A 22,608-nucleotide genomic window follows, 5' to 3' on the forward strand; every position below is an offset into this window, starting at 1 on the left:
TCGTTCTACCTCAGCTTCAGGGTGGCAAGGCCGATCAGCACGAGAATCACGGTGATGATCCAGAAACGGACGATCACGCGCGGCTCGGGCCAGCCCTTGAGTTCAAAATGGTGGTGAATTGGTGCCATGCGGAACACACGGCGACCGGTCAGCTTAAAGGACGCAACCTGAATGACGACTGACAGGGTTTCCATCACGAACACGCCGCCCATGATGAACAGGACGATTTCCTGACGCACGATCACCGCGATGGTGCCGAGTGCCGCGCCGAGCGCCAGGGCACCGACGTCGCCCATGAACACTTGCGCCGGATAAGTGTTGAACCAGAGGAAGCCCAGACCGGCACCGATCAGCGCGCCGCAAAACACGATCAGCTCGCCCGCGCCCGGCACATAAGGGATCAACAGGTATTCAGCGAATTTCACGTTACCCGACAGGTAGCAGAAGATGCCGAGGCCACCGCCGACCATCACCGTCGGCATGATCGCCAGACCGTCGAGGCCGTCAGTCAGGTTGACCGCGTTGCTCGAACCGACGATCACAAAGTAAGTCAGCACGATGAAACCTGCGCCCAGCGGAATGCTGTAGTCCTTGAGCATCGGCAGGATCAGCGTGGTTTCCACCGGCGTGGAAGCAGTCATATAAAGGAAGATCGCCGCGCCGAGGCCGAACACCGACTGCCAGAAATACTTCCAGCGGCTCGGCAAGCCGCGGGAGTTCTTCTCGATGACTTTGCGGTAATCGTCGACCCAGCCGATGGCGCCGAACAACAGCGTCACCAACAGAACAGTCCAGACGTAGCGGTTGCTCAGGTCAGCCCAAAGCAGAGTGCTGACACCGATCGAAGACAGAATCAGCGCGCCACCCATGGTTGGCGTACCGGATTTGGACAGGTGCGATTGCGGGCCATCGTTACGAACGGACTGACCGATCTGACGGTTCTGCAGGGTGCGGATCATCCACGGGCCATAGCACAGCGACAAAACCAGCGCGGTCAGTACACCGAGAATCCCGCGCAGGGTCAGGTACTGAAAGACCGCGAAGCCTTTGTAGAACTGTTGCAGATACTCCGCTAGCAGCAGCAGCATTAATGTTTCTCCAGACTGGACCCGCACAGAGCCGCAACGATGTTTTCCATCGCTGCACTGCGCGAACCCTTGATCAAAATGGTGGTGTTTGTGTCCTGCTCGGCATCGAGGGCCTGAATCAGTTCGGCTTGGCTACCGAAGTGATGCGCCTGTTCACCGAAAGCGTTTACGGCGTGAACCATGTTTGGCCCAACGGCATAAAGCGCGGAAACCTTGCCCCGGGCGTATTCGCCCACGTCGCGGTGCCCCTGCTCCGCCCAATCGCCCAACTCGCCGATATCCCCGAGCACCAGGACGGTGCGGCCGGAAAAGCCGGCGAGTATATCAACGGCGGCGCACATCGAGGTGGGGTTTGCGTTGTAAGTGTCATCAATCACGCGCATGCCGTTCTTCGCCAGTTGCGCGACGGTGCGACCCTTGACCGGTTGTACCGCGCCAAGCCCGGTAGCGATGCCGAACAGCGACACGCCCAAGGCGTGAGCGGCAGCGGCAGCGGCAACGGCGTTAGTAACGTTGTGACCGCCAAGCAAGTTCAACTGAACCCGCTCAACACCTTGCGGGGTGTGCAGTTCGAACGCAGGGCACCCACGTGCGTCAGGGACGATGAAGCTTGCATAGAAATCTGCAGCAGCATTTAGCTGAGAGAAGCTAAATACCTTGCGAGCGCCCGCACGGGTCTTCCAGATACCGAAGGCCTTGTCATCAAGATTGAGCACGGCGATGCCATCGGCCGCGAGCCCATCGATGATTTCACCCTTGGCTTCGACGATTTTTTCCGGGCCGCCAAATTCACCGACGTGCGCGGTGCCGGCATTATTCAGGATCGCCACGTGCGGCTTGGTCAGGCCAACGGTGTAGGCGATTTCGCCGAGGCGCGAGGCACCGAGTTCGATCACCGCCGAAGTGTGCTCCGGTGCCAGTTCGAGCAGGGTCAGCGGCGCGCCGAGGTCGTTGTTCAAATTGCCACGGGTCGCCAGTACCGGACCGCGCGTGCGCAGGATGCTCGCGAGCATTTCCTTGACCGTGGTCTTGCCGCTGGAGCCCGTGATGGCCGCGACTGGCTGGGTGAACGCGGCACGGTTCAAGGCACCCAGTTGGCCGAGGGCCTGACGGGTGTCTTTAACCAGCAGTTGCGGCAAGGTGCTGTCGGCGACTTCACGCTCGACCAGTGCAGCCACCGCGCCTTTGGCGGCGACGTCGTTCAAATAGTCATGACCGTCAAAACGCGGACCGGTCAGGGCAATAAACAGTTGGCCTGGCTGGATCGCACGGCTGTCGATGCTGACGCCGTCGAAGCTGGCATCCGCCGCGATCAAACGGGCATCGAGCGCGTTGGTCAGCTCGCTGAGTTTCAAAGCTTTAAGCATGGGCCACCTCCCAAGCGGTCAGGGCGTGATCGGCCTCGACCAGATCGGAGAAAGCGTGGCGCTCGCCGTTGATTTCCTGATAGTCCTCGTGACCTTTACCGGCCAGAACAATCACGTCATCGGCGGAAGCGCCGGCGATCAGTTGGGCAATCGCCTGACCACGGCCGGCAACGAAGGTGACTTTATCCACAGCCGTGAAACCGGCGCGGATGTCGTCGAAAATCACTGCCGGGTCTTCAGTGCGCGGGTTGTCGTCGGTAACCAGCACCTGATCGGCCAGACGCTCGACCACTTCGGCCATCAACGGACGTTTGCCGCGATCACGGTCACCGCCGCAGCCGAACAGGCACAGCAGTTGGCCTTTGACGTGCGGGCGCAATGCGCTCAGAACTTTTTCCAGAGCATCCGGCGTGTGTGCGTAATCGACCACCACCAACGGCTGCGTGCCGCCGCCCAGACGCTGCATGCGCCCGGCCGGGCCTTCGAGTTTCGGCAGTACTTTGAGAATTTCGTCGAGCGCGTAATCCAGACCGAGCAAGGCGCCGACCGCTGCCAATACGTTGCTCAGGTTGAAACGACCGAGCAGCGTGCTGCGCAGATGATGTTCGCCCTGCGGCGTGACCAGTGTGGCGCGCACGCCGTGGTCGTCGAACTGTGCTTCGCGGCAAAACAGATAGGCGCTGCTGTCGAGCAGGCTGTAGGTGATCAGGCGCGATTCACGTTTTTCAGCGGCCAGTTGCCGGCCGAAATCGTCGTCGAGGTTGACCACACGGCACTTCAGCTCATTCCAGGCGAACAGCTTGGCCTTGGCCTCGGCGTACGCCTCCATGGTGCCGTGATAATCCAGATGATCGCGGGACAGGTTGGTCATCACCGCGACGTCGAACGCTAGCGCCGTGACGCGGCCCTGATCCAGACCGTGGGACGAGACTTCCATGGCCACGGCTTTGGCGCCGGCCTTTTTCAGGTCGCCCAAAGTCGCTTGCACGGCGATCGGATTCGGCGTGGTGTGCAGACCGCTTTCCAGTGCGCCATAGAAACCGGAACCCAAGGTGCCGACGATGCCGCAATGCTGGCCGAGCAGATCCAGCGCCTGCGCCACCAGTTGGGTCACGCTGGTCTTGCCGTTAGTGCCGGTCACGCCGATCAGGTTCAGGTGATGGCTTGGCTCACCGTAAAAACGCCCGGCGATGTCCGACAACTGCGCTGCCAGGCCTTTGACCGGAATCAGCGGCACGTCAGTGATCGGCAGCACGGTGGCGCCTTCCACTTCATACGCCACTGCTGCTGCGCCACGTTGCAGGGCATCGGCAATGTGCGCACGGCCGTCGAATTTGCCGCCCGGCACGGCGAGGAACAGATCGCCCGCGCGTACGTTGCGGCTGTCCAGCGCCAATTCACGGATCAACAGATCGTGGCCGGCGTGGGGGAATATCTTGTTCAGACTTAATGACATCAGCCGCGCCCTCCATTGGCTTTCAGCGGAATGACGGGAGTGGCGTTCGCCTGTTGGGTGTTCGGCAGGTTGTCCGGGGTCACGTTCATCAGGCGCAGGGTGCCGGACATCACACGGCTGAACACCGGCGCGGAAACCAGACCACCGAAGTAACCGGCCTTGGACGGCTCATCGATCACCACGACAATCGCGTAACGCGGATCGCTCATCGGGCCGAAACCGGCGAACAGCGAGCGGTACGAGTTTTCCGCGTAGCCCTTGGTACCCACCGAGGTCTTGCGCGCAGTACCCGACTTGCCCGCCACGTGATACGCCGGCACCTGCGCACGGAATACGCCGCGCGGCGCTTCAATCACTTGCTGCAGCATGCCTTGCATGGTTTTCGCCACGGCTTCCGGCAAAACTTGCGTGGTTTGCGGCATCTTGTCGGTTTTGATCAGGGTCAGCGGTGCGAGGCGGCCGTTGTTGGCCAGGGCCGAGAACGCGTGCACCAGTTGAATCGCGGTCACGGAAATACCGTAGCCGTAGGACAGCGTTGCGGTTTCAGCCTTGCGCCACTCACGATAGTTCGGCAGGTTGCCAACACGTTCGCCCGGGAAGCCGAGGCCGGTGTCCTGACCGAGGCCGACTTTCTGCGCGAGGCGGAAAATCGTTTCGCCGCCGATATCGAAGGCGACCTTACTCATGCCGACGTTACTGGAATTGATCAGAATGCCGGTCAGGTCGAGCACCGGGCCTTCGGTCTTGGAAACGTCCTTGATCGTGTACTTGCCGATCTGCAGGGATCCCGGATACACCTCGACGGTGTCGCTCGGCTTCCAGCGGCCGGTTTCGATCGCAGCGCTCATCGAGATGGCTTTCATGGTCGAACCCGGTTCGAACACGTCGATCATCGCGCGGTTACGCATCATCGCTGGTTGCAGGTTGCGACGGTTGTTCGGGTTGTAGGTCGGCTGGTTGACCATGGCGAGAATCTCGCCGGTCTTGACGTCCATGATCACCAGACTGCCGGCCTTGGCGCCGTTTTCGATGATCGCGTTGCGCAGCTCGCGGTTGGCCAGGTATTGCAGACGCAGGTCAATGGACAACGCCAAGGGCTTGCCGGCCTTGGCGTTTTTGGTGACCTGGACATCCTTGATCAGCCGACCGCGCCGATCCTTGATGACCTGTCGTTTGCCCGGCACCCCGGCCAGCCACTCGTCGTACGCCAGCTCGACACCTTCGCGACCGTGGTCATCGATGTCGGTAAACCCGACCATGTGCGCGGTGACTTCACCGGCCGGATAGAACCGGCGGAACTCTTCAATGCCGTACACACCCGGGACTTTCAGGTCGAGCACAGCCTGGCCTTGCTCGGGGGTCAACCCGCGCACCAGATAAATGAATTCTTTGTTGGCCTGGGCTTCGAGGCGTTCGGTCAGGGCTTTCGGATCCTGACCCAGCGCGGCAGCGAGTGCCGGCCACTTTTCTTTGGCTGTTTGCATTTCCTTGGCATTGGCCCACAGCGTAGTCACCGGTGTACTCACGGCCAACGGCTCGCCGTTACGGTCGGTGATCAGACCACGGTGAGCCGGAATCGGAATGTGACGCAGACTGCGGGCGTCGCCCTGACCTTTGAGGAAGTCACGGTCAACCACTTGCAGGTCGATGATGCGCCAGCAGATCGCCGCGACCATCACGCCGAGCAGCGCCACCATCAGGCGGAAGCGCCATGGGAACAGCGCGCCTTCGAGTTTCATCATGGCGCCACCATCTTTACGTCAGCCGCGCCGGGAATGTGCATTTTCAGTTGTTCGGTGGCCAGCACTTCGATCCGGCTGTGCGCGGTCCAGGTGCTTTGTTCGAGAATCAGCCGGCCCCACTCGGCCTGCGCCTTGTCGCGCACGCTGAGTTCGTTATAAAGGGTGTTGAGCAACTGCCGGTTCCAGTGCGCGCTGTACGACACGGCGATGGCCGAGACGAGCACGCCGACAAACAACAGCAGCATCAGAAAGCTGCCGCCGGGCAATGGCTTGGCGAAAAGCTTGCTCACCGCAACTTCTCCGCGACGCGCATGACGGCGCTACGGGAACGTGGGTTGGCTTTGAGTTCGGCGTCGGAGGCCGTCTGCGCTTTGCCATGGATTTTGATTTTCGGTTCGAACGCCACGTGGCGCACGGGCAGGTTGCGCGGCAGGTTGTCGGCTTCGCCTTTCACCAGCTTGCGCATGAACAGTTTGACGATACGGTCTTCCAGCGAATGGAAGCTGATCACGACCAGACGGCCGCCGACTTCCAGGGCTTCAAGTGCGGCATCGAGGCCGGCTTCCAGATCGCCCAGTTCGTTGTTGACGTGAATGCGCAAACCCTGGAAGGCACGGGTCGCCGGGTTCTTGCCCTTTTCCCACGCCGGGTTGGCGACTTTCAACACTTCGGCCAGATCGGCGGTGCGCTCGAACGGCTTGATATCACGACGCTCGACGACCGCGCGAGCCATACGACCGGAGAAACGTTCTTCGCCGTATTCCTTGAACACCCGGGCGATTTCCTCAGCCGGCGCGGTGTTGACGAATTCGGCCGCACTGATGCCACGGGACGGATCCATGCGCATGTCCAACGGGCCATCGTTGAGGAAACTGAAACCGCGCTCGGCGTCGTCGAGCTGCGGCGAAGACACGCCAAGGTCGAGCAGAATGCCGCTGACCTTGCCGGTCAGACCTTGCTCGGCAACCACCGAACCGAGTTCGGCAAAGCTGCGCTGCACAACGACAAAGCGGCCGTCTTCGGCCGCTAGCGTTTGCCCGGTGGCAATCGCTTGTGGATCTTTGTCGAACCCGATGAGCCGACCGTCCGTGCCGAGCTGGCTGAGGATCAACCGGCTGTGCCCGCCGCGCCCGAATGTGCCGTCCAGATAGCAGCCATCAGGACGTACGGCGAGAGCCTCGACGGCTTCGTCAAGCAGTACGGTGATGTGGTTAAAGCCGCTATCAATAGTCACAGGATCAAATCACGCAGTTCATCAGGCATCGCGCCCGGTTGTTGAATAGCAGCAAGGTCAGCGGCAGATACCGCGTTCCATGCATCCTCGTCCCACAATTGGAACTTGTTCAGTTGGCCTACCAGCATCGCGCGCTTATCCAATTTGGCGTATTCGCGCAGACGCGGTGGAACCAGAAAACGACCACTGCCATCGAGTTCGAGGTCGACGGCATTACCAATCAGCAAACGTTGCAGGCGACGGTTCTCTTCGCGAAGCGAAGGGAGTGCGCGCAACTTGGTTTCAATAATTTCCCACTCGTCGAGCGGGTAGACACACAGACACGGATCAACGGCATCAATCGTCACGATCAATTGGCCGGAACTGCGCGAATCGAGCTCGTCACGGTACCGGCTCGGCATGGCGAGACGGCCCTTTGCGTCGAGACTGATAGCGTTAGCTCCGCGAAACACGTCTGCGTTTCTCCAATTTTTATCGTTTTGAGCTCAAAAAACCCACTTCATGCCACTTTCCGCCACTTGCGCACACTATAGGAATGCGCCCACCACACCGTCAAGGCGCCAATTAAAGGAAAACCCTTACAGAACGGAGATTTAGGAGCTTAAAAGGAGGCGTAACGACAATCTGGCGCGAACTTTCGACCCATAACTTGATGCAGCACTGAAAGCTGCGCTCGAAAGTTAAAGTAATTTGTTAAGAGTAAGATTTTTTCGGTATTACAAAAGCGCTTCTGCTGTTGATTGAAGCGAGGTGGGAAATGGCTATTACTGCGTTTGCCGCTGCCGGACTTTCAGAGCAGGCCTGCTGATATTACACAGCCCTGTTGCCAATGATTCAAGCAGGGAAAGAAAAAGGTGGAGAGTCGATCTGTAAGCCGGGTTCTGTCTTGAACAGTCATTCGTCTACGATGGCCATCACTGGACATCTTTAGCAACCTACCCGGTCCCAGCGCGGGCCACGCCTTGGGACCCTATTTGGTCTTGCTCCAAGTGGGGTTTACCTAGCCACGAACTGTTGCCAGACGTGCGGTGCGCTCTTACCGCACCTTTTCACCCTTACCGGCGCCGAAGCGCTTAGGCGGTTATTTTCTGTGGCACTTTCCGTAGGCTCACGCCTCCCAGGCATTACCTGGCACTTCGCCCTATGGAGCCCGGACTTTCCTCCCCCCCCTAATTTTCATAGAGGGCAGCGACTGTCCGATCGACTCTCCGCCGCGCAGGTTAACGGCAGAGCGCCTGAAGAACAAGCGCTAAAAGCCTCAAGACCGTTATGGGCGACGGCTTACACGCCTTTCTGCTTCTCCAGCGCGACCTGATACAGCACGTTTTTGCGCTCGCCGGTAATCTGCGCAGCCAACGCGGCGGCACGCTTGAGCGGCATCTCTTCGAGCAACAGATCGAGAACCCGCATGGCCTCGCTGCTCACCGCATCTTCGGACTCCGGCGCTGTCCAGCCAGCCACCAACACCACGCATTCACCGCGCTGCTGATTACTGTCGGATTCAACGAACGCGCGAAGCTCGGCCAGCGGCAAGCCCTTGAGGGTTTCGAACGTCTTGGTGATTTCACGGGCGAGCAATGCCTGACGCTCACCGCCAAACACGGCTTCCATATCCTGCAGACATTCAAGGATACGGTGCGGGGCTTCATAGAAAATCAACGTACGCGGTTCTTCTTTGACCGCTTCCAGTCGCGCCTTGCGTCCGACCGATTTGGCCGGCAGAAACCCCTCGAAGATAAAACGGTCAGACGGCAGACCGGCCGCCGACAATGCCGCGATCAGCGCACAAGCACCCGGCACCGGCACGACATTGATTCCCGCCGCGCGGGCCTGACGCACCAGGTGATAACCCGGATCGGAAATCAGCGGTGTCCCGGCATCGGAAATCAGCGCGACGTTGTCACCCGCCAGCAAGCGGGTAATAAAACGGCTACCTTCATCTCTTTCATTGTGCTCGTGACACGCGGCCAGCGGCGTACCGATACCGAAGTGTTGCATCAGGCGTGCCGAGTGACGGGTGTCTTCAGCAGCGATCAAGGCCACTTCGCGGAGGATCTTCAGGGCCCGGGCGCTGATGTCGTCCAGGTTGCCGATGGGCGTCGCCACCACATAAAGCGAGCCAGCAGCGGAATTCAGGGAACCTGGAGCAGTCAAAGCGCACACCTCGTGATCGGTAAAAGCGGCCATTGTAGCGCGTCACGAGGCTTGCGATGCGCTCAAGCCAAGCCCGGTGTTGTGCGCAGTTGTGCGCCGCCGCAACATTTACTCCAGCTAAATTGTCCGTTTCACGCCACTAACATCGCGCCCCGGCCAGTGCTTGGGTACAATTCGACGCTAATTTGATCGAGTATCAGGAACACTTACATGATCGCTTGCCTGCGGCTGTTTACTGCCCTCTGCCTCGCTGCCTTGTTGGCGGCTTGCGCCAGCTCCCCTTCCTCCAGCCTTGGCGAACTTCCACGGACTCCGGATGCCAGCATCGAGCAACTGCTCGAACAGGCTAGCCAGGCGAAAACCCCGGAAAAAGCCGCCCTGTTGCGCCTGAGCGCTGCAGACCTGGCTTATCGCCAGGGCAATGCCGGACAGTCCGCGCAAATTCTGCAACAAGTGCCGATGGAGCAACTCAAACCCGGCCAGCAGATTTTCGCGAGCACCCTGAATGCCGAGCTGGCCATGACCCGCAATCAGCCGAAAGCCGCGCTGACTGCCCTGAGCCATCCAAGCCTGCAACACTTGGGCGAGATGCCTGAAGAGCAGCAAGTGCGCACCGGCACCGTACACGCCCGCGCCCTTGAGGCCGATGGCCAGACTTTGGCCGCCGCCCGCGAGCGCGTATTCATCGCACCGATGCTGCAAGGCGAAGCCGCGAGCAAGAACCACGAAGCGATCTGGACCCTGATCGGCTCGCTGCCAACCGACCAACTGCAACCGAACAGCACCGACGACCTCGGCGGCTGGATGGGCCTGGCCATGGCGGTAAAATCCGCCGGCACTCTGGAACAGCAGCAAGCGGCGATCGACACCTGGCGTGCGCAAAATCCAAAACACCCGGCCGCGCTCAACCTGCCGCTGCCGCTGACCAAACTCAAGGAACTGGCCAGCCAGCCACTGAGCAAGATCGCCCTGCTGCTGCCACAGGATGGCCAGTTGGCCGCTGTCGGCAAGGCACTGCGTGAAGGCTTCATGGCTGCGCACTATCAGGCGCAACAGGCCGGACAGAAGCCACCAGCGATCGAGTTCTACGACAGCTCCAAGCTGACGTCGATGGACGAGTTCTACCGCAAGGCTCAGGCCGATGGCGTGCAACTGGTGGTCGGCCCGCTGGAAAAACCACTGGTCAAGCAACTGAGCACTCGCCCGCAACTGCCGATCACCACCCTCGCGCTGAATTACAGCGAAGGCGATCAAGGCCCGGCGCAACTGTTCCAGTTCGGCCTGGCTGCTGAAGACGAAGCCCGCGAAGTCTCGCGCCGTGCCCGCGCCGATGGCCTGCACCGTGCCGCGATCATGGTGCCGAAAGGCGAATGGGGCGACCGCGTACTGCGCGCATTCAGTCAGGACTGGCAAGCGAATGGTGGCAGCATTGTCGCCACCGAACGCGTTGATCAGCCCGTGCAACTGGCTCAGCAGATCGCCGACATGTTCCAGCTGCGTCAAAGTGAGGCCCGCGCCAAGAGCTTGCAGAGTGCCGCTGGCACCAACGTCGCCGCGCAGCCTTCGCGTCGTCAGGACATCGAGTTCATCTTCCTCGCCGCCACACCGCAACAGGCGCAGCAAATCAAGCCGACCCTGAACTTCCAGTACGCTGGCGACGTTCCGGTTTACGCGACCTCGCACGTTTACAGCGCCAGCGGCGACGTCAACCAGTACAACGACATGAACGGCATTCGCTTCTGCGAAACCCCGTGGCTGCTGGACACCAGCGACCCGTTGCGTCAGCAAGTGGTTGCGCAGTGGCCGCAAGCTTCTGGCAGCCTCGGCCGCCTGTATGCGATGGGTGTGGATGCCTATCGTCTGGCACCGCGCCTGGGTCAACTCAAGGCCCTGCCGGACAGCCGCATCGACGGTGAGTCGGGCAGCCTCGGCATGACCCAGACCCAACGCGTTGTGCGTCAGTTGCCTTGGGCGCAGTTCGTCAGCGGTCAGGTGCAGCGCCTGCCGGATACCCCGCGCTAATGCCCGACAGGTCACGCTCGCAAAGCGGCAAGGATGCCGAGCGCCAGGCGCTCGAACATCTGCAACAACAAGGTCTGCGCCTGCTGGCGCAGAACTGGTTATGCAAACGCGGCGAGCTTGATCTGGTCATGCTTGATGGCGATACAGTAGTATTCGTTGAAGTTCGTTACAGAAAAAACACTCAATGGGGTGGCGCGCTCGCTAGTATCGATGCGCGCAAGCAGCAGAAACTGATTTTCGCTGCACAGTATTTTCTTCAGCGCGAGTCGCGTTGGGCCAATTCCCCCTGCCGCTTCGACGTGGTGGCCATCGACAGCCATCCGGATCAGCTGAACTGGTTGCAGAATGCTTTCGACGGTTGATCGTCGGCGTTGCAACCCGGACAATTCCACCGCCAAATTTTGCTCTTTGCTTTGCGGGCTGCACATTCATGTGCCGGACAGCCGCGCTACTTAAGGTCACACAGATGGACATGCAATCCCGAATTCGCCAGCTTTTCCAGGCCAGTATCGACACCAAGCAACAGGCGATGGACGTACTTGCACCGCACATCGAGCAAGCCAGCCAGATCATGGTCAACGCCCTGCTCAACGAAGGCAAAATGCTTTCCTGCGGCAACGGCGGCTCGGCCGGCGATGCCCAGCACTTCTCCTCGGAGCTGCTCAACCGCTTCGAGCGCGAGCGCCCGAGCCTGCCGGCCATCGCCCTGACCACCGACACCTCGACGATCACCTCGATCGCCAACGACTACAGCTACAACGAAGTGTTCTCCAAACAGATCCGTGCACTCGGTCAGCCAGGCGATGTTTTGCTGGCGATCTCGACCAGCGGCAACTCGGCGAACATTATTCAAGCGATCCAGGCCGCACATGATCGCGAAATGATTGTCGTAGCTATGACCGGACGCGATGGCGGCGGCATGGCGTCGCTGCTGTTGCCCGAGGACGTCGAGATTCGCGTACCGGCCAATGTCACCGCACGTATTCAGGAAGTCCACTTGCTGGCGATCCATTGCCTTTGCGATCTGATCGACAGCCAACTGTTCGGGAGTGAAGAATGACCCCTAATCGCCTTGGCCTTCTGGCCTTGACCCTGTGCCTCGGCATCAGCGGCTGCACTTCGGTGGTGAATGCCAGCCGTGAAGCGCCTATCGAAGATGACCGTGGTACCCGCACTTTCGGCAGCAAGATCGACGACTCGCTGATCGAAACCAAAGTGGGCGTGAACGTGGCCAAAGCCGATCCGGCTCTGGACAACGATTCGCACATCGTCGTCACCAGTTTCAACGGCGTCGTACTGCTCGCCGGCCAGACCCCGCGCGAAGACCTTAAAGCGAAGGCCGAACAGGCCGCTGCCAACGTGCAGCGCGTGAAGAAGGTGCACAACGAGCTGCAAGTACTGCAGCCGTCGTCCCTGCTGGCTCGTCAGAACGATGCGTGGCTGACCACCAAGATCAAGACGCAGATGCTGACTGATGCCAGCATTCCTGGCTCGCGCATCAAGGTCGTGACCGAGAACGGTATCGTTTACCTGCTGGGCCTGCTGACCAAACAGGAAGCCACTCAGGCAACCAATCTGGTTCAGGGCGTTTCCGGTGTGCAGAAGATCGTCAAACTGTTCGAGTACATCGACTGATCGCCGAAACGCGCACACAAAAAAGGCGATCCATCCGGATCGCCTTTTTTCTTACTTAACCACCTTCAGGCTTGGCCGGCCGCTAGGGCGCGGCGGCTCGCTGTCCGGTGGCGGCAAGTCGTCATCCGACTCGATCTCTTCTTCGTCATCCATCGGCGACTCGAGATCAAACACCATGCCCTGACCGTTCTCCCGGGCGTAGATCCCCAGGATCGCGCTGATCGGCACGTACAGACTGTGCGGGACGCCACCGAAGCGACCTTCGAAGGTCACCACGTCGTTGTCCATGTGCAGATGACGCACAGCACTCGGCGAGATATTCAAAACAATCTGCCCGTCACTGGCGAAGCCCTGCGGCACCTGCACCGCCGGGTATTCAGAGTTGACCAGCATGTGCGGGGTGCAATCGTTATCAACAATCCACTCGTAGAGCGCGCGGACCAGATAAGGTCGACTGGAGTTCATAGCGGCTCCTTAAGCCTTAGCGCATATCGCGTTCGACACCAGACAGACTCGCCTGGAAAGCCTCACGCGCAAACGAGCGCTCCATATAATCAAGCAGCGGCTTGGCTGGCCGCGGCAGTTCAATACCCAGAATCGGCAAACGCCAGAGTATTGGCAATAGGCAGCAATCCACCAGACTTTGTTCCTCACTGAGGAAAAACGGCTTGTCGGCAAACAGCGGCGACACGCCCGTCAGGCTTTCACGCAATTCCTTGCGCGCCACGACACGCGCGGCTTCCTTGGACTTGGGATCCAGAATCAGATCCACCAGACCACACCAGTCGCGCTGAATACGGTGAATCAGCAGACGACTGTTGGCACGCGCCACCGGATAAACCGGCATCAACGGCGGGTGCGGGTAACGCTCATCCAGATATTCCATCACCACGGTCGACTCCCACAACGCCAGGTCACGATCAACCAGCGTTGGCAGACTGCCGTAAGGGTTTACCTCAATCAGTTTAGGCGGCTGGCGACCAGCTTCCACATAAATGATCTCGGCGCTGACACCCTTCTCTGCAAGCACAATGCGCACTCGGTGGGAATAGTGGTCGGCGGGGTCGGAGTAACAGGCCAACCGATTGGTCACGCCCATGGCGATCCTCCTCGCTTGTTGAAATGATCGGAACCGGAAAAACGCGCGCGCCCAGAGGGCGCCTCCCGCAACGTCTGGCTGACCAGAGGTTGCGTTATCAGAGGCACCCTTGGGCGCGCGCGATTAACAGCAATGCTTGAAGCGTATCAGTGCACGTCTTTCCAGTATTCACGCTTGAGCAGATAGGCGAACACAAAGAAGAACGCCAGGTACAGCAAAACGTAAGTACCGATGCGCTGATGTTGCAGCTTAACCGGGTTAGCCGAGTAAGCCAGGAAGGTTACCAGATTCTTGACCTTCTCATCGAACTGCTCTTCGTTCAGAGCACCGGATTTCGGCACGATGGTCAGCTGGTCGCACGCTTCATGAGTCAGCGCGGTACCGGTCAGCGGATCATATTGCGTCTTGCCGTTTTCGACGATCGGCACCTGTTTGCAGCCGACAACCTGACGACCTTGCAGGCCGACAAGTACGTTGGGCATACCGACGTTCGGGAAGACCTTGTTGTTCACACCCCATGGACGTGCCGGATCCTCGTAGAACGAGCGCAGATAACCGTAGAGCCAGTCAGTACCACGTACGCGAGCAACCAACGTCAGATCCGGCGGCGCTGCACCGAACCAGGTCTTGGCGTCCGTTGGCTGCATGCCGATGTTCATGTGATCGCCGATCTTGGCACCGGTAAACACCAGTTTCTCCAGCATCATTTCGTGAGGAATGCCCAGATCATCGGCCACCCGCTCGTAACGCTGGAACTTGGCACTGTGGCAACCCATGCAATAGTTGGCAAAGGTACGCGCACCATCCTGCAGGGCAGCCTTGTCGGACAGGTCGATGTCGACTTTTTCCAGCTCCGGACCACCGTGTTCAGCGGCGAAAGAAAGCACAGGCAAAGCAGCAAAAATCAGAGCAAAAAATAACTTTTTCATCAGCCAGTCACCCTTTCCGGAACCGGTTTGGTCTTCTCGAGCCTGGTGTAGAACGGCATCAGAATGAAGTAGGCGAAGTACAGGAAGGTGCAGATCTGCGACACCAGAGTTCGCTCCGGCGTTGGCGCCAGAACACCAAGAATGCCGAGAATCACGAACGAAATGCAGAACACCACCAGCCAGATTTTGCTCATCCAGCCTTTGTAGCGCATCGATTTGACCGGACTGCGATCGAGCCACGGCAACACGAATAGCAAGGCAATCGAAGCGCCCATGGCAATCACGCCCATGAGTTTGTCAGGGATCGCACGCAGGATCGCGTAGAAAGGTGTGAAGTACCAGACCGGGGCAATATGCTCGGGCGTCTTGAACGGGTTGGCCTGCTCGAAGTTCGGTTTTTCGAGGAAGTAGCCGCCCATTTCCGGGAAGAAGAACACAATAAAGCAGAAGATAAACAGAAACACCACGACACCGACAATGTCTTTCACGGTGTAGTACGGGTGGAACGCGATACCGTCCAGCGGTACGCCGTTTTCGTCTTTATGCTTTTTGATGTCGACGCCGTCAGGGTTGTTCGAACCCACTTCGTGCAACGCCAGAATGTGCAGCACCACCAGACCGAGAATCACGATCGGCAACGCGACAACGTGCAAGGCGAAGAAGCGGTTCAGGGTGATTCCGGAGATCAGGTAGTCACCACGAATCCACTGGGTCAGGTCATTACCGATCACCGGAATCGCACCGAACAGCGAGATGATCACCTGAGCCCCCCAGTACGACATCTGGCCCCATGGCAGTAGATAACCCATGAACGCCTCGGCCATCAGCGCCAGGTAAATCAGCATGCCGAACACCCAGACCAGCTCACGCGGCTTCTGATACGAACCGTAGAGCAGACCACGGAACATGTGCAGATACACCACGATGAAGAACGCCGAAGCACCGGTCGAGTGCAGCAGACGCAGGATCGAGCCGTACTCGACGTCGCGCATGATGTATTCGACGGAAGCGAACGCTTCTTCTGCCGACGGCGTGTAGCTCATCGTCAGCCAGACACCCGTGACGATCTGATTGACCAGCACCAGCAGCGCCAACGAGCCGAAGAAGTAGAAGAAGTTGAAGTTTTTTGGAGCGTAATACTTGCTGAGATGGTCTTCCCACATCTTGGTCGCAGGAAAGCGCGCATCAACCCAATCCATGAACTTGCTCATCACGCTTTCTCCGTATCGACGCCAATGACAATCAGGTCATCGGTCTCATAGGAATGCGGGGGAACTGGCAGGTTCAAAGGCGCAGGTTGCGACTTGTAGACGCGGCCAGCCAGATCGTAGTGGGAACCGTGGCAAGGGCAGAAATAGCCACCGACCCAGTCTTTACCCAGATCCGCAGGTGCCACTTCGGGACGGAAAGTCGGTGAGCAACCCAGGTGTGTGCAGATACCGATCAGCAGCAGAATTTCCGGCTTGATCGAACGCACTTCAGGATCGACATAGGTGGGTTGCGTGGAGTTTTTGGAAGTTGGATCGGAGAGCTGGCCCTCGATCTTTTTGAGATTCCCCAGGATTTCCTCGGTACGGCGGACAATGAACACCGGCTGGCCGCGCCACTCAGCAATCATCTGCTGTCCTGGCTCGATTTTGCTGACATTCACTTTCACCGGTGCACCGGCGGCTTTCGCCTTGGCACTGGGAAACCATGACCCCACGAACGGGACCGCAGCCCCCACCGCTCCTGCAGCACCCACCACGGATGTGGCTGCTACCAAGAAGCGACGCCGGCCTGCATTCACGCCGTCATTGCTCATTCAGTCCTCTCCCATCAGCTTTTGTGGCCTGTTAAATCAGGCATCTACTAAATAAATCAATGTTACTTATAAAAATTTTGCCGAGATGGTAATGAAAAGCCCCAATTCTGACAAGGGAATTACCCCGAGCTCTTACCCTCAAGCCTTGCAGTATAGGGGGTCTACGGAAGTGGCAAGTTGTCGCAGCGCAATTCTTTGATAAATCACAGGCATAAAAAAACGCCCGCTTCCGTGAGGAGGCGGGCGTTCTTTTTGAACGTGGAAGCGGAATTAACGCTTCGAGTACTGCGGACGCTTACGCGCTTTACGCAGACCAACTTTCTTACGTTCAACTTCACGGGCGTCGCGAGTAACGAAGCCAGCTTTGCGCAGAGCGCCACGCAGGGTTTCGTCGTAGTCCATCAGAGCGCGAGTGATGCCGTGGCGGATTGCGCCAGCTTGACCACTCACACCACCGCCGATCACGGTGACGTAGATGTCGAACTTCTCGACAGTCTCGGTCAGCTCCAGCGGCTGACGAACTACCATGCGGGCAGTTTCGCGGCCGAAGAAGTTATCCAGCGAACGGTTGTTGATGGAGATGTTACCAGTACCCGGACGCAGGAAAACGCGTGCGGTTGCGGTCTTGCGACGGCCAGTGCCGTAATTTTGAGTCGCCGACATAATGTACTATTCCGTTAAAACTTCAGTTCTTGGGGCTGCTGAGCAGTATGTGGGTGTGCAGCGCCCGCATAGACTTTCAGCTTACGGTACATGTCGCGACCCAGTGGGTTTTTAGGCAGCATGCCTTTAACCGCGGTCTCGATCACGCGCTCAGGGGCTTTGGCGATCAGCTTTTCAAAGTTGATCGACTTGATGCCGCCCGGGAAACCGGAGTGGGAGTAGTACATTTTGTCAGTGGTTTTAGCACCGGTAACACGAATCTGCTCAGCATTGATTACGACGATGTAGTCGCCGGTATCAACGTGAGGAGTGTACTCAGGCTTGTGCTTGCCACGCAGACGGCTCGCGATTTCGGTGGCCAGACGACCCAGGGTCTGACCAGCAGCGTCGACGACAAACCAGTCGCGCTTTACTGTTTCCGGTTTAGCAGTAAAAGTTTTCATTCTTTATAGCCTCAGGGGCCGCCCTGTAAATTAGACGGCGGATCTTACTGAATAGTGCGTACTTTGACAAGTCAAAGGCAGCCGGATACAGACGCTTTCGGGGGCTCGGGTCGGCGCGTCCGTTCAACGGCAAGATTCTTCGGCGGCGGCGCATCACTTCCACTGCAGAAAGAGGTCGGCAATTATGCAGATTGCGAAAAATATTTCAACCTGCTTTTATGATTGTTTTGCCCAAGGAGCACCCGATGGACTATCGCCAGCTAGGCCGTACCGACCTGAACGTGAGTGCAATCTGCCTCGGCACCATGACCTGGGGCGAGCAAAACACTGAAGCTGAAGCCTTCGCCCAGATCGAGCGGGCCAAAGAAGCCGGGATCAATTTCATCGACACCGCCGAGATGTACCCGGTGCCGCCGAAAGCCGAAACCTACGCCACCACCGAGCGCTATATCGGCAATTACTTCAAAAGTCGCGGCGATCGCTCCGACTGGATCCTCGCCAGCAAGATCGCCGGCCCAGGCAACACCATCGACTACATCCGCGACAAAAACCTGCGCCACAACCGCCAGCACATCACCGAAGCGGTGGACGCCAGCCTCGAGCGCCTGCAGACCGACTACATCGACTTGTACCAATTGCACTGGCCGGAACGCAGCACCAACTTTTTCGGCCAGCTGGGCTACAAGCACAAGATCGAGGCCAACCTGACCCCGCTCGAAGACACCCTCGAAGCGCTCGACGAACAAGTGAAGGCCGGCAAGATCCGCCATATCGGTCTGTCCAACGAAACGCCATGGGGCACCATGCGTTTTCTGGCCTTGGCCGAAGCCCGTGGCTGGCCGCGCGCGGTGTCAATCCAGAACCCGTACAACCTGCTCAACCGCAGCTTCGAAGTGGGTCTGGCCGAAATCGCCATCCGTGAACAGTGCGGCCTGCTCGCCTATTCACCACTGGCGTTTGGTTTCCTCTCAGGCAAATACGAGGGTGGTGCCCGTCCGCCGAAAGGCCGCCTGAGCCTCTACAGTCGCTTCAGCCGCTATTTCAATGCGCAGTCGGAGGCCGCTTGCAGCCGTTATGTCGCGCTGGCCCGGGAACACGGTCTGGACCCGGCGCAGATGGCGCTGGCGTTCGTGACCCAGCAACCGTTCGTTACCAGCAATATCATTGGTGCGACAACGCTGGAACAGCTGGACAGCAACATTGCCAGTTTTGATCTGAAACTGTCTGATGAGGTGTTGGCCGGGATCGAGGCGATTCACAAGGATCATCCGAACCCTGCGCCGTGATCGATAGATAAGCCGCCTTCGCGAGCAAGCTCGCTCCCACAGAGGATCACGGTACCTGTGGGAGCGAGCTTGCTCGCGAAGAGGCCAGTCAACTCAGTGCAAAATTCAAAGCGACCGCGCAATAATCTCCTTCATGATTTCATTGGTGCCGGCGTAAATCCGCTGCACCCGCGCATCCGCCCACGCCCGGGCCACCGGGTACTCCCACATGAAGCCGTAACCGCCATGCAACTGCACGCACTCGTCGAGCACCTTGCATTGCAGGTCGGTGCCCCAGTATTTCGCCATCGCCGCTGTCGGCACGTCGAGCTTGCCTTGCAAGTGCAGCTCCAGACATTTATCGACGAACACTCTGCCGATCTGGATTTCAGTGGCCATCTCCGCCAACTTGAAGCGAGTGTTCTGAAAGTCGGCAATCGCCTTGCCGAACGCCTTGCGATCACGGGTGTAATCCAGCGTCCACTGCAGCGCTGCTTCGGCTGAGGCGAGACCACCAATTGCCACGGTCAGACGCTCCTGCGGCAATTCCTGCATCAGGTAAGCGAACCCCGCTCCCGCCTGCCCCAACAGGTTTTCCTTCGGCACGCGCACATCCTGGAAGAACAGCTCCGAGGTGTCCTGGGCCTTCATGCCGACCTTCTCCAGGCGCTTGCCTTTATCGAAGCCCGGCGTGCCCGCTTCCACCAGAAACAGGCTGGTGCCCTTGGCACCGGCCTTCGGATCGGTCTTGGCGACCACGATCACCAGGTCCGCGAGAAAACCATTGGTGATAAACGTTTTCGAGCCGTTGATCACGTACTCGTCGCCGTCCAGCACGGCGGTGGTCTTCACCCCTTGCAAATCGGAGCCCGCGCCCGGCTCGGTCATGGCGATGGCCGTGACCATCTCGCCCGATACCAGTTTCGGCAGGTATTTGTGCTTCAGCGCCTCGCTGCCGTAATGCAGGATGTATGGCGCCACGATATCTGAATGCAGTGAGAAACCGATGCCCGTCAGGCCCAGCCGGCCCACCTCCTCTATCACCACCGCGCTGTACAGAAAATCCGCACCCAGCCCGCCGTACTCTTCCGGCAAATGCGAGCAAAGCATCCCCGCCTCCCCTGCCTTGTTCCAGAGTTTGCGGTCGATATAGCCTTGTTTCTCCCATTGCGCGTGGAACGGCACGGCCTCTTTTTCGAGGAAGGTTCGGACGCTGTCGCGAAACAATTCGTGCTCGGAGCTGAACAAGGTTCTGGGGATCATGCGGCACCTTTCTTTGTTGTTGTAGGGAGATGACCTTCAGAGACTAAGCCTCCCCTCTGACACAGGACACTGGACACATCCGACAAAAAATAAGACGATCCAGCCGTCTGGTGACCACTTTCCCTTATAAAAACAAAACAAAAGTTGAATTATGTCCAAGCACGTCTCCACGCCCCTGCGGCGCGTCAGCATCCTGGCAATCGACCGGGTTTTCGCTTCCACTCTCATGCAAGCCAAGGATTTCTTCCATCTGGCCAGCCTGCGGTATGGCAAACAACTGGGCCATGGCCTGACTCCAGCATTCGAAACACGCCTGGTCAGCCCCGACGGCAAACCGGTGAACAGTTTCAGTGATGTCGTGATGCCGGTAGACGGCGGTCTGGAAAACGCCGACGTCATTATCCTCCCGGCGTTCTGGGACGATTTCGACACACTGTGCGGCCGTTATCCCCAGGTTTTGCCCTGGCTGCGTGAACAACATGCCCGTGGCGCAGTGTTGTGCGGCGAAGCCACCGGGGTGTTCTGGCTGGCGGAGGCCGGCCTGCTCAATGGCAAGGAAGCGACCACCTACTGGCGCTTCTTCAATGCATTCGCCGAGCGCTTTCCCAAGGTCTATCTCAATCAGGACAAACACCTGACCGACGCCGACAACTTGTATTGCGCCGGCGGCACCACGTCAGCCTGTGACCTGTATATCTACTTGATCGAGCGTTTCTGCGGGGCCAACGTCGCGCAAGCCGTGGCCCGCGACATTCTCTATGAAGTACAGCGCAGCTATGCGCCGGGACGTATCGGTTTCGGTGGGCAGAAGCTGCACCAGGACGTGATCATCCTGCAGATCCAGCACTGGCTCGAAGAGCATTTCGCCGACAAGTTCCGCTTCGAAGACGTGGCCCGCGAGCATGGCATGAGCATCCGCAATTTCATGCGGCGCTTCCAGACGGCCACCGGCGACAAGCCGCTGCATTACCTGCAACGCCTGCGCATCGAGACCGCCAAGGGCTTGCTGTCCGGCAGCCGCAAAAGCATCAAGACCATCAGTTATGAGGTCGGTTACGACGATGCGAGTTTCTTTGCGCGGTTGTTCCGCCAGCACACTGAACTGTCGCCGAATCAGTATCGGCAGCAGTTTCAGCAGGCGGCATAGCTTTTGAACGACACGAGGACTCATGTGGGAGCGAGCTTGCTCGCGAAGGCGTAGTGTCAGCCAGTCTTTGTATTGCTGACACACCGCTTTCGCGAGCAAGCTCGCTCCCACAGGGTTCGGGGTGAATTTCAGATACAAAAAAGGGCCTGCATTTGCAGGCCCTTTTTCTTCGCCGAAATCAGCTCAAGGCTTGTGCGCCCGCGACAGGAATTCGTGCGATTGCATCTCCAGCAGACGGCTCAGCGTACGCTGGAATTCAAACGTCAGACGTCCGCCGGTGTACAGATCCTTCAACTCGACCTCAGCAGAAATGATCAGCTTCACGTTACGGTCGTAGAACTCGTCGACCATGTTGATGAAGCGTCGAGCGATGTCGTCGGTGGTGACGCTCATCTGCTCGACGCCGCTGAGCAACACGGCGTGGAAGATCTTGCCCAGCTCGATGTAGTCGTTCTGGCTACGCGGACCGTCGCACAGTTCGCGGAAGTCGAACCACGCCACGTCATCGCACGTACGCAGGGCGCGGATCTCACGATTTTCGATAATCAGCACATCGTTCTCGACCGCGGCAGTGCATTCCGGTGTCAGCGCCTTGAAGCTCTTGCGCAGGCTTTCGTGAGCGGCTTCGTCGAGCGGATAGTGAAACAGCTCTGCCTGTTCAAGGTGACGCAAACGGTAGTCGACGCCGCTGTCGACGTTGACGATCTCGGTGTTCTGCTTGATCAGCGCAATGGCCGGCAAGAAACGCGCGCGTTGCAGGCCGTCCTTGTACAGACCGTCCGGAACGATGTTCGAGGTCGCGACCAGGGTCACGCCGTTCTTGAACAGCTCTTCCATCAGGGTGCCGAGGATCATCGCGTCGGTGATGTCGGAGACGAAGAATTCATCGAAGCAGATCACCCGCGACTCGGTCGCAAAGCGCTTGGCGATGATGGTCAGCGGGTTTTTCTCGCCGCCGAGGGTTTTCATTTCTTCGTGCACGCGCTTCATGAAGCGGTGGAAATGGGTGCGGGTCTTTTCCTTGAACGGCAGCGCTTCGAAGAAGGTGTCGACCAGGTAAGTCTTGCCGCGACCCACGCCGCCCCAGAAATACAGGCCCTTGACCGGCGCCTGATCTTTTTTGCCGAACAGTTTGCTCAGCAGACCCGGCTTGTTTTGATCGGCGGCGATCAAATCCTCGTACAGACGCTGCAAATGACGCACAGCAGTTTCCTGCGCGGCGTCATGGAAGAAGTCCGGGCGTTTCAGATCAGCTTGGTATCGTTCTAGGGGCGTCATAATTCGTTAGCAAGGCAAC

23 protein-coding genes and 1 other RNA gene are annotated in these 22,608 nt (G+C 58.7%); 6 read left to right on the top strand and 18 right to left on the bottom strand.

Translation table 11 applies throughout. The features are described 5' to 3' along the window. Positions 1 to 5: 5 nt before the first annotated feature. From mraY to rsmI, 9 genes are all read right to left on the bottom strand, one after another. Positions 6 to 1,088, bottom strand: a complete 1,083-nt coding sequence (gene mraY, locus ACM6IV_RS28135; RefSeq protein ID WP_103306215.1) for a phospho-N-acetylmuramoyl-pentapeptide-transferase — start codon at positions 1,086 to 1,088, stop codon at positions 6 to 8. Continuing rightward, positions 1,088 to 2,455, bottom strand: coding sequence for a UDP-N-acetylmuramoyl-tripeptide--D-alanyl-D-alanine ligase (locus tag ACM6IV_RS28140; RefSeq protein WP_414872574.1), 1,368 nt, complete (start codon positions 2,453 to 2,455; stop codon positions 1,088 to 1,090). Before ACM6IV_RS28140 ends, mraY begins: the two co-directional genes overlap by 1 nt. Beyond that, positions 2,448 to 3,911: a UDP-N-acetylmuramoyl-L-alanyl-D-glutamate--2,6-diaminopimelate ligase gene (locus ACM6IV_RS28145; RefSeq protein WP_414872575.1), complete on the bottom strand. Its 1,464-nt coding sequence runs from the start codon at positions 3,909 to 3,911 to the stop codon at positions 2,448 to 2,450. The genes ACM6IV_RS28140 and ACM6IV_RS28145 overlap by 8 nt, the downstream gene beginning before the upstream one ends. Beyond that, positions 3,911 to 5,650, bottom strand: a complete 1,740-nt coding sequence (locus ACM6IV_RS28150) for a peptidoglycan D,D-transpeptidase FtsI family protein (RefSeq protein ID WP_205932961.1) — start codon at positions 5,648 to 5,650, stop codon at positions 3,911 to 3,913. Before ACM6IV_RS28150 ends, ACM6IV_RS28145 begins: the two co-directional genes overlap by 1 nt. Next, positions 5,650 to 5,943, bottom strand: coding sequence for a cell division protein FtsL (ftsL, locus tag ACM6IV_RS28155; RefSeq protein ID WP_095123194.1), 294 nt, complete (start codon positions 5,941 to 5,943; stop codon positions 5,650 to 5,652). Before ftsL ends, ACM6IV_RS28150 begins: the two co-directional genes overlap by 1 nt. Next, positions 5,940 to 6,887, bottom strand: a complete 948-nt coding sequence (rsmH, locus tag ACM6IV_RS28160) for a 16S rRNA (cytosine(1402)-N(4))-methyltransferase (RefSeq protein ID WP_414872576.1) — start codon at positions 6,885 to 6,887, stop codon at positions 5,940 to 5,942. Before rsmH ends, ftsL begins: the two co-directional genes overlap by 4 nt. Beyond that, entirely contained in the window at positions 6,884 to 7,339 is a 456-nt protein-coding gene (mraZ, locus tag ACM6IV_RS28165) for a division/cell wall cluster transcriptional repressor MraZ (RefSeq protein ID WP_007917012.1), read from the bottom strand. The genes rsmH and mraZ overlap by 4 nt, the downstream gene beginning before the upstream one ends. A 402-nt stretch (positions 7,340 to 7,741) precedes the next feature. Next, an RNA gene (gene rnpB / locus ACM6IV_RS28170) (RNase P RNA component class A) lies at positions 7,742 to 8,095 on the bottom strand. 73 nt (positions 8,096 to 8,168) lie between these two features. Then, positions 8,169 to 9,074 carry a 16S rRNA (cytidine(1402)-2'-O)-methyltransferase gene (rsmI, locus tag ACM6IV_RS28175; protein WP_414872577.1) on the bottom strand — a complete coding sequence of 302 codons (906 nt, stop codon included), beginning with the start codon at positions 9,072 to 9,074 and terminating at the stop codon, positions 8,169 to 8,171. A gap of 177 nt (positions 9,075 to 9,251) precedes the next feature. Here rsmI and ACM6IV_RS28180 point away from each other — a divergent pair, with 177 nt between their 5' ends. The 4 genes from ACM6IV_RS28180 to ACM6IV_RS28195 all read left to right on the top strand — a co-directional run bounded on the left by ACM6IV_RS28180 (position 9,252) and on the right by ACM6IV_RS28195 (position 12,698). After that, positions 9,252 to 11,063, top strand: a complete 1,812-nt coding sequence (locus ACM6IV_RS28180) for a penicillin-binding protein activator (protein WP_414872578.1) — start codon at positions 9,252 to 9,254, stop codon at positions 11,061 to 11,063. After that, positions 11,063 to 11,425, top strand: coding sequence for a YraN family protein (locus tag ACM6IV_RS28185; RefSeq protein ID WP_414872579.1), 363 nt, complete (start codon positions 11,063 to 11,065; stop codon positions 11,423 to 11,425). The genes ACM6IV_RS28180 and ACM6IV_RS28185 overlap by 1 nt, the downstream gene beginning before the upstream one ends. Before the next feature lie 104 nt (positions 11,426 to 11,529). Continuing rightward, complete coding sequence (locus tag ACM6IV_RS28190) at positions 11,530 to 12,123, top strand: phosphoheptose isomerase (RefSeq protein WP_007917022.1); 594 nt, start codon at positions 11,530 to 11,532, stop codon at positions 12,121 to 12,123. Beyond that, the gene (locus tag ACM6IV_RS28195; protein WP_166221262.1) at positions 12,120 to 12,698 is read left to right on the top strand and encodes a BON domain-containing protein; all 579 of its coding nucleotides are present in this window, start codon (positions 12,120 to 12,122) and stop codon (positions 12,696 to 12,698) included. Before ACM6IV_RS28190 ends, ACM6IV_RS28195 begins: the two co-directional genes overlap by 4 nt. Before the next feature lie 51 nt (positions 12,699 to 12,749). On the opposite strand, the gene ACM6IV_RS28200 is transcribed toward ACM6IV_RS28195, so the two are convergent. The 7 genes from ACM6IV_RS28200 to rplM form a co-directional block, all read right to left on the bottom strand. Continuing rightward, on the bottom strand, positions 12,750 to 13,163 hold the full coding sequence (locus ACM6IV_RS28200) for a ClpXP protease specificity-enhancing factor (protein ID WP_007917024.1): 414 nt from the start codon (positions 13,161 to 13,163) through the stop codon (positions 12,750 to 12,752). 16 nt (positions 13,164 to 13,179) lie between these two features. Then, the gene (locus ACM6IV_RS28205) at positions 13,180 to 13,797 is read right to left on the bottom strand and encodes a glutathione S-transferase N-terminal domain-containing protein (RefSeq protein ID WP_007917025.1); all 618 of its coding nucleotides are present in this window, start codon (positions 13,795 to 13,797) and stop codon (positions 13,180 to 13,182) included. Between the two features lie 146 nt (positions 13,798 to 13,943). After that, positions 13,944 to 14,726, bottom strand: a complete 783-nt coding sequence (locus tag ACM6IV_RS28210) for a cytochrome c1 (RefSeq protein WP_414872580.1) — start codon at positions 14,724 to 14,726, stop codon at positions 13,944 to 13,946. Continuing rightward, positions 14,726 to 15,937 (bottom strand): cytochrome b, encoded by a 1,212-nt coding sequence (locus tag ACM6IV_RS28215; RefSeq protein WP_414872581.1) that lies wholly within the window; start codon positions 15,935 to 15,937, stop codon positions 14,726 to 14,728. The genes ACM6IV_RS28210 and ACM6IV_RS28215 overlap by 1 nt, the downstream gene beginning before the upstream one ends. Beyond that, entirely contained in the window at positions 15,937 to 16,530 is a 594-nt protein-coding gene (petA, locus tag ACM6IV_RS28220; protein ID WP_007917031.1) for a ubiquinol-cytochrome c reductase iron-sulfur subunit, read from the bottom strand. Before petA ends, ACM6IV_RS28215 begins: the two co-directional genes overlap by 1 nt. A 270-nt stretch (positions 16,531 to 16,800) precedes the next feature. Further along, entirely contained in the window at positions 16,801 to 17,193 is a 393-nt protein-coding gene (rpsI, locus tag ACM6IV_RS28225) for a 30S ribosomal protein S9 (RefSeq protein WP_003205364.1), read from the bottom strand. A gap of 14 nt (positions 17,194 to 17,207) precedes the next feature. Beyond that, positions 17,208 to 17,636: a 50S ribosomal protein L13 gene (rplM, locus tag ACM6IV_RS28230; RefSeq protein ID WP_007917032.1), complete on the bottom strand. Its 429-nt coding sequence runs from the start codon at positions 17,634 to 17,636 to the stop codon at positions 17,208 to 17,210. 245 nt (positions 17,637 to 17,881) lie between these two features. Here rplM and ACM6IV_RS28235 point away from each other — a divergent pair, with 245 nt between their 5' ends. Further along, positions 17,882 to 18,922, top strand: coding sequence for an NADP(H)-dependent aldo-keto reductase (locus ACM6IV_RS28235; RefSeq protein ID WP_414872582.1), 1,041 nt, complete (start codon positions 17,882 to 17,884; stop codon positions 18,920 to 18,922). 105 nt (positions 18,923 to 19,027) lie between these two features. On the opposite strand, the gene ACM6IV_RS28240 is transcribed toward ACM6IV_RS28235, so the two are convergent. Beyond that, a complete protein-coding gene (locus ACM6IV_RS28240) occupies positions 19,028 to 20,164 on the bottom strand; it encodes an acyl-CoA dehydrogenase family protein (protein WP_414872583.1) in 1,137 nt (378 codons plus the stop codon). Between the two features lie 250 nt (positions 20,165 to 20,414). Between ACM6IV_RS28240 and ACM6IV_RS28245 the strand changes: the two genes are divergently transcribed. Further along, positions 20,415 to 21,311, top strand: coding sequence for a GlxA family transcriptional regulator (locus tag ACM6IV_RS28245; RefSeq protein WP_175555647.1), 897 nt, complete (start codon positions 20,415 to 20,417; stop codon positions 21,309 to 21,311). Positions 21,312 to 21,494: 183 nt separating this feature from the next. On the opposite strand, the gene zapE is transcribed toward ACM6IV_RS28245, so the two are convergent. Beyond that, positions 21,495 to 22,589, bottom strand: a complete 1,095-nt coding sequence (gene zapE, locus ACM6IV_RS28250) for a cell division protein ZapE (RefSeq protein ID WP_414872584.1) — start codon at positions 22,587 to 22,589, stop codon at positions 21,495 to 21,497. Between the last annotated feature and the right edge of the window lie 19 nt (positions 22,590 to 22,608).

The sequence above is a fragment of the Pseudomonas sp. IT-347P genome, from assembly GCF_949768005.1.
Taxonomy (GTDB): Bacteria; Pseudomonadota; Gammaproteobacteria; order Pseudomonadales; family Pseudomonadaceae; genus Aquipseudomonas.